This window comes from Profundibacter sp. (assembly GCF_056498605.1).
This window is the reverse complement of sequence record NZ_JBSMEZ010000123.1, coordinates 1-6,188: the sequence shown is the minus strand read 5'-3', so window position 1 is coordinate 6,188 and position 6,188 is coordinate 1. Positions and strand designations below refer to the sequence as shown.

Annotated in this window: 5 protein-coding genes; all 5 read left to right on the top strand. The window is 53.7% G+C overall.

The window, feature by feature from the left end; translation table 11 throughout:
* The first annotated feature begins 380 nt into the window (after positions 1-380).
* Positions 381-1,949, top strand: coding sequence for an inorganic phosphate transporter (locus ACWB12_RS12540; protein ID WP_479530427.1), 1,569 nt, complete (start codon positions 381-383; stop codon positions 1,947-1,949).
* A 122-nt stretch (positions 1,950-2,071) separates the two neighbouring features.
* The gene (gene modA / locus ACWB12_RS12535; protein ID WP_479530426.1) at positions 2,072-2,833 is read left to right on the top strand and encodes a molybdate ABC transporter substrate-binding protein; all 762 of its coding nucleotides are present in this window, start codon (positions 2,072-2,074) and stop codon (positions 2,831-2,833) included.
* Positions 2,830-3,510 (top strand): molybdate ABC transporter permease subunit, encoded by a 681-nt coding sequence (gene modB, locus ACWB12_RS12530; protein ID WP_479530425.1) that lies wholly within the window; start codon positions 2,830-2,832, stop codon positions 3,508-3,510. The genes modA and modB overlap by 4 nt, the downstream gene beginning before the upstream one ends.
* Positions 3,507-4,535 (top strand): ATP-binding cassette domain-containing protein, encoded by a 1,029-nt coding sequence (locus ACWB12_RS12525; RefSeq protein ID WP_479530424.1) that lies wholly within the window; start codon positions 3,507-3,509, stop codon positions 4,533-4,535. The genes modB and ACWB12_RS12525 overlap by 4 nt, the downstream gene beginning before the upstream one ends.
* 839 nt (positions 4,536-5,374) lie before the next feature.
* Positions 5,375-6,188: calcium-binding protein (locus ACWB12_RS12520; RefSeq protein WP_479530423.1), on the top strand; the 814-nt coding region annotated here is incomplete at its 3' end.

Below are 6,188 nucleotides of genomic sequence, written 5' to 3'. Positions count from 1 at the left end.
ATAAAGGAATTCAAAAGGATAGCATTACGTGCATGTAAAACTGACGATAGTTTTAAGGCCATGATTTCAATCGTCGCAACCGTCATTCATTTGCGGCAAACGTCAACAGGCCCTAATATCATTTGCCCATTTTCATGGGTAATCCCGTGCGCAAAAGAACACTAGGGCAATTGAAATCGGAATGTAACAGAAATGTAAAATCGATTGATGTGAAACATAGACAAAAACACCGCAATGATGTTGAAGATCAATCAAGAAAACCTGTAACGATCTGGTGGTTTGCCGGATGGTGTGGATATTGGAAAATCCGTCTGATTTTGAGGTGGATAAAGCAAGCTGGCGGAGCAAGAACCTTCATCCAGAATGGGGGGATTGAATTTATGGAACTAAATAGCATCAGGGCGCTTGAACAGGCGACGAATATAGGTCGGGGCGAATTGTTCCGCCTTGGAACGGCTATGTTGTTCATTGTTGTGATTATGTTGATTGTTTCAGCAAGGCTTGAATCCGTTGCCGACAGTTATCTACTGGTCGTTGCCGCGATGATTGGCGGCTATATGGCGATGAATATTGGTGCCAATGACGTGGCCAATAATGTTGGGCCTGCGGTTGGATCACAAGCCCTGACCCTGACTGGCGCAATCCTGATTGCCGCTATTTTCGAGGCCGGTGGCGCGTTAATTGCCGGTGGCGATGTGGTCAGCACGATTAAGAAGGGGATCATTGATCCGGCGCTGATTGCCGATAGCACCACGTTCGTCTGGGTGATGATGGCGGCCCTGCTGGCTGCGGCGATCTGGCTGAATGTTGCAACCGCTGTTGGCGCACCGGTCTCGACCACGCATTCGATTGTTGGCGGGGTTCTGGGGGCTGGCATTGCGGCTGCAGGGTGGGAGATCGCCAACTGGACTACGGTTGCCAAGATCGCCGCCAGCTGGGTGATATCACCGGTTCTGGGTGGCGTCATTGCGGCCAGTTTCCTTTATTTGATCAAGCGCACCATTGTGTACCGCAAGGACAAAATCGCCGCCTCAAAACGCATGGTGCCCTATTACATCGCCATTATGTCATGGGCGTTTGCAACTTATCTGATCATGAAAGGCCTAAAGAAGCTGTGGAAATTTGATATTATTTCAGCTGGCCTGATCGGTCTGGGGATTGCCGTGGTGATTTTCTTTTTGGTTAAACCGCTGGTCAATCGCAAAGCAAAGACGCTTGAGAACACCCGCGATAGTGTGAATGCCTTGTTCACAGTGCCGTTGATTTTCGCGGCAGCATTACTGAGTTTCGCGCACGGGGCCAATGACGTGGCCAACGCGGTTGGCCCACTAGCGGCGATTAATGATGCGATCCTGCATGGCGGCGTTGCGGCCAAGGCGGAAATCCCGATCTGGGTGATGATGGTCGGCGCGGTCGGAATCGCGCTGGGGCTGGCACTATATGGTCCTAAGTTGATTAGAACCGTTGGCAGCGAAATCACCGAACTGGACAAAATGCGCGCCTATTGTGTGGCGATGGCAGCGGCGATTACGGTGATCATAGCGTCACAACTGGGCCTGCCGGTCTCTTCCACCCACATCGCGGTGGGTGGTATTTTCGGTGTCGGTTTCTTGCGCGAATACCTCGAGGCCAACCACGCCCGTCTGCTGGATGAGATACGTGAGCACCACGTGAATGACGGTCCCGAAGTTATCGATGCTTTTCTTGAAGCCTTTGACGCCGCGGACGTGACCGAAAAGGGCACCATGCTTGCAGATTTGAAAAAGAGAAAAGAACCGCTCTTGTTCAAAAAGGAACGCAAACAGCTGCGCAAGGTGTATCACAAGGAACTGGTCAAACGCTCGATGCTGCTGAAAATCGCGGCGGCCTGGGTGATCACTGTGCCGTTGGCCGGCTTTCTGGCCGCGCTGTTGTATTTCATGATCCGCGGTATGTTGCTGCCGGAGTGATTTCAGCGCGCATTGATAAAGATCAACAAATGCGCAGGGCGGCTGGAATTTCGCCCTGCGACAGTTTCTCCAATCCCCGCTAGTGACTTGCAAAACCCTCAAATAACGGGTTTTTAATCGCTATGGTGAATTCAATCCATATTTTGAAAGCAATGCGCATTGCCTTGTTATGGCTTGGCCTGTCGGGTGCTGGTTTTGCGGGTGAGGTGACGGTGGCCGTGGCCTCGAATTTTCTGACGGCGGTGCAAAAAATCGCCGATGGGTTCGAGGCGCAATCCGGCCATACGGTGCGCATCGTTAACGGCTCTACCGGCACGCTATACGCCCAGATCACCAAAGGCGCGCCTTATGATGTATTCCTGTCGGCCGATCAGGAACGGGTTCTGTTGCTGGCCAAGGCAGACAAACTGCTGGACGGCACCCACAAACCCTATGCCTTTGGGGCGCTGGTTCTATATGCGCGGGGCACGGGTATATTAGGCAAAGATGTAAAAACCAGTCTGATCCGCGCGGACATCCGTCATTTCGCTATGGCCGACCCCGCATTGGCCCCCTATGGCCGCGCCGCTGACGAGGTTCTGGCGCGGCTGGAACTGGCGGAAACGGTCGGTGAAAAAGCGGTGGTGGGGGCGAACATCGGCCAGACCTTTGGGTTTGTCAAAACCGGTAACGCCCAGATCGGGTTTGTGGCCCTGTCGCAAGCGGTGGCGATGGGTGGAGACTGGCTGAACATCCCGGCCAGCTATTACGCTCCGATTGTGCAAGAGGCAGGATTGCTGGCCTATGCGGATGGCAACGCGGCGGCACGGGCGTTTTATGACCACCTGTCCAGCGATGCGGTGATGAAAATCCTGCTGACATCCGGCTACGGGGCACCGGAATGAACGTTTGGCCCGCCATTTGGCTGTCGGTGCAACTGGCCAGCCTGACCATGCTGATCCTGCTGTTGATCGCAACGCCGCTGGCGTGGTGGCTGACCCGCACCCGCACCCGTATCCGCCCGCTGATCGAGGCATTGGTGGCCCTACCGCTGGTGCTGCCACCAACCGTTCTGGGGTTTTACCTGCTGGTGCTGATGAGCCCAGATATGGCATTAGGGGCGGCGTGGTTGCGCCTGACCGGCGACACGTTGGCGTTTTCATTTACCGGTCTGCTGATCGCGTCGGTAATCTATTCACTGCCCTTTGCCGTGCAGCCGTTGCAAACCGCGTTCCAGTCAGTCGGCAAGGGCGTGCTGGAGGCTGCAACGACACTGGGCGCGGACCCTTGGGATGCGTTTCGCAGTATCGTGGTGCCGCTGTCACGACGCGGGTTCCTGACGGCGATGGTTCTTAGCTTTGCCCATACGTTGGGCGAATTTGGCGTGGTGTTGATGGTGGGCGGTAACATTCCGGGCAAAACACGGCTGATTTCGATCGAGGTGTTCAACGCGGTTGAAACGCTGGATTACACCACCGCGCACCGCTTGTCGGCGGGACTGTTGGTGTTTTCATTTCTGGTGCTTGTGTTCGTCTATGTGATGAACAGCAAGGACCGCAGCAAACGGCGGGGCGGGCAATGAGCGATACGTTGCATCTGGACATCGCCCTCAGGCTTGATGGGTATGCGTTAAGCGCCAAGGCGGATATTCCGCTGGCAGGGATCACGGCGCTGGAAGGCGCCAGCGGCAGTGGCAAAACCACTTTACTGCGGGCCATTGCCGGGCTGGAAACTCGCGCCGAGGGCGTTATTCGGTTCGGGGCGACCAACTGGTTGTCGGCGGCGGGGTTGGTGCCGCCACAGGATCGCCGGATTGGCTATGTGTTTCAGGACACACGGCTGTTTCGGCATCTGGATGTGGCGCAGAACCTTGCCTATGGGCACAAACGGGCAGGGGCCGCACCTGCGGTGCTGGAACGGGTGATCAAGGCGCTGGACCTGTCCGGCCTGCTGGCGCGGCGCATTGGTGCGTTGTCCGGTGGCGAGACCCAGCGGGTGGCCATTGGCCGTGCTTTGGCGATGGACCCGCAATTGTTGCTGCTGGACGAGCCGATGTCAGGACTGGATCAGGCCCGCAAGGATGAAATCCTGCCTTATATCGCGCGGGCGGTGCGGGCGACGGGGTGCCCTGCGATTTATGTCAGCCACGAGCGGCGCGAGACCTCGATGCTGGCAGATCATATCATGCGATTTGTGGACGGGCAGCTGACCGGACCGGTGCGGTGCGAAACTACGGTGTCGGGGGTTGTGCAGGAAATGGACGATGGACAGTTGGTTCTGTTCGTCGGTGAGCAGCCAAGCCGCATTCCGGTTTGTGGTGGTGTGGGCGCACGCTGTGATATCAGGATTAACGAGGCGGGTGTGGTTCTGTGCAAACAGGATCCGGGGGCCAACACGGCATTGATCAGCTTGCCTGCAACTATTGCGTCGATATCAGAGGAGCAACCGGACACATATCGGCTGGTTCTGGAGGGGGCGGGGTGGCGCATTGCCATTTACCGCACTGTAGCCGAATGTGAGGCACTGCAATTGCAGGCAGGGCAGGCGATATGGGTCAATGCTGCGGATGCGTGGGGCACCGTGCTTGAGGACGTGCAGGAGAGTTGAGGCTACAAAGTTGACCATGCGTAAGGTCTGGGGCTTCCTCTACGCCAATGATTCGGTCTTTATGAATGGTTAATCGTCCATAATTGATGTCTATTGTCCGAATTTTGCTAAAATTAGCGCTGTTATGTTAACAATGTTTTGTAAAAAACAAGAACGACACATTTCCAATTTGGAGCATTCCCCCAGCATTTGATTGGTGCCTGATTGGAAACAGTTATGGTTAACAAATATTAAACAAAATCAGACATAACATACCCTTTTAGATAGGAAATTCATCCGAGTGTTCCAATTACCAGTTATTATCACACATTCGCGTAATCAACTGATTGTTCATAAATTGAGAACATTGCGAAAAAGAACTATCGTTAAAATTGAATAACTCACCCTCATCGCAGCGTAAAGAAAGGTAGTTTGCCGATTTTTCGGCATGATTGCGCCACTTTCTGCTTTTTTCTCACCCGCCATAGGCTTAAGAAGGCATAGCCCAACTGGGGGGTGATGTCTGTTTGGCCACGGGGGCGGCCGCACATGAGTAACCACAAATTCGTTTGTGGGAAGGCGTGTGTGTCCGATCTGTCTATTGGCAGTTGCGATACGCACGAGTTGTTAACGACAAGAACAGGCTGCCTGTTTTTAGTTGTTGCAAGTAGACCGCTAGAAGGCGGTCAGACCTTCCCGGAAATGAGCATGTAGAGATCGAATGTGCGCGTCCGTCTTTAGGCCTGATGTCACTCTCGATTTTGGTGAAGAGTATATGACCGAGCATTCTGCTGGTGTTCGGATGGTTTTATTTCAGACCTTGAAGGGGTTTGAACGCTGTTAAGTTAAGGGAATATATTATGGCTGATTATCTGCTGGACTGGGACGATACAGGCGCTGACGGAAGTGCAACATTTTCTTCGTCAACTGGTGGCGATGACATTACTGTCACTGTATCGACACCGACCAACGTCGATGGCGATGATTTCACACTGAACAACGGGGTTCTTACAAGCAGCAATGTTTGCAGTGAAACCAAAGCGATCATCAATTTTGATGCGCCAGTCGAGAATGTCAGCTTTGAAATTTATGATGTCGATGCCGGTCCTGGCTGGGACGATAAAATTACCATTGTCGCCAAAGATGCGGACGGCAATATTGTTCCGGTTAGCTTTTCCGACTTGATCTGGCACCATCAGGTGAACGGCAATTCGGTTGAAGGCGGCGGCAACGACAACCCGGGTGTCGAAGGCTCCGGTGCTCCGGATTCTGTGACTGTTACGATCGCCGGTCCTGTGGTTAGCATTGAAATCATTCATGATGATGGTGACTCGGCCAATTTAAGCGGCGCTGTTAAAATTTCCGATATTGAATTTGACGCAGCCCCAGTGATTGACCCTGATGGCTATGTAGATGGTACCTCTGGCGACGACATTATTGATGTGGCCTACACGGGTGACCCTGATGGCGACATGGTTGATAATAATGATGCAATTCTGGCCGATCCAAACGGCCCCTACCTACCCGATTCTGGTGATAATGACGACTGGATCCGTGCGGGTGCAGGTAATGACACCGTTTATGCGGGCGACGGCAATGACCTTGTTATGGGCGGCACAGGCGATGATACGCTCTATGGCGAAGATGGCGACGATCAATTGTGTGGTCAAGATG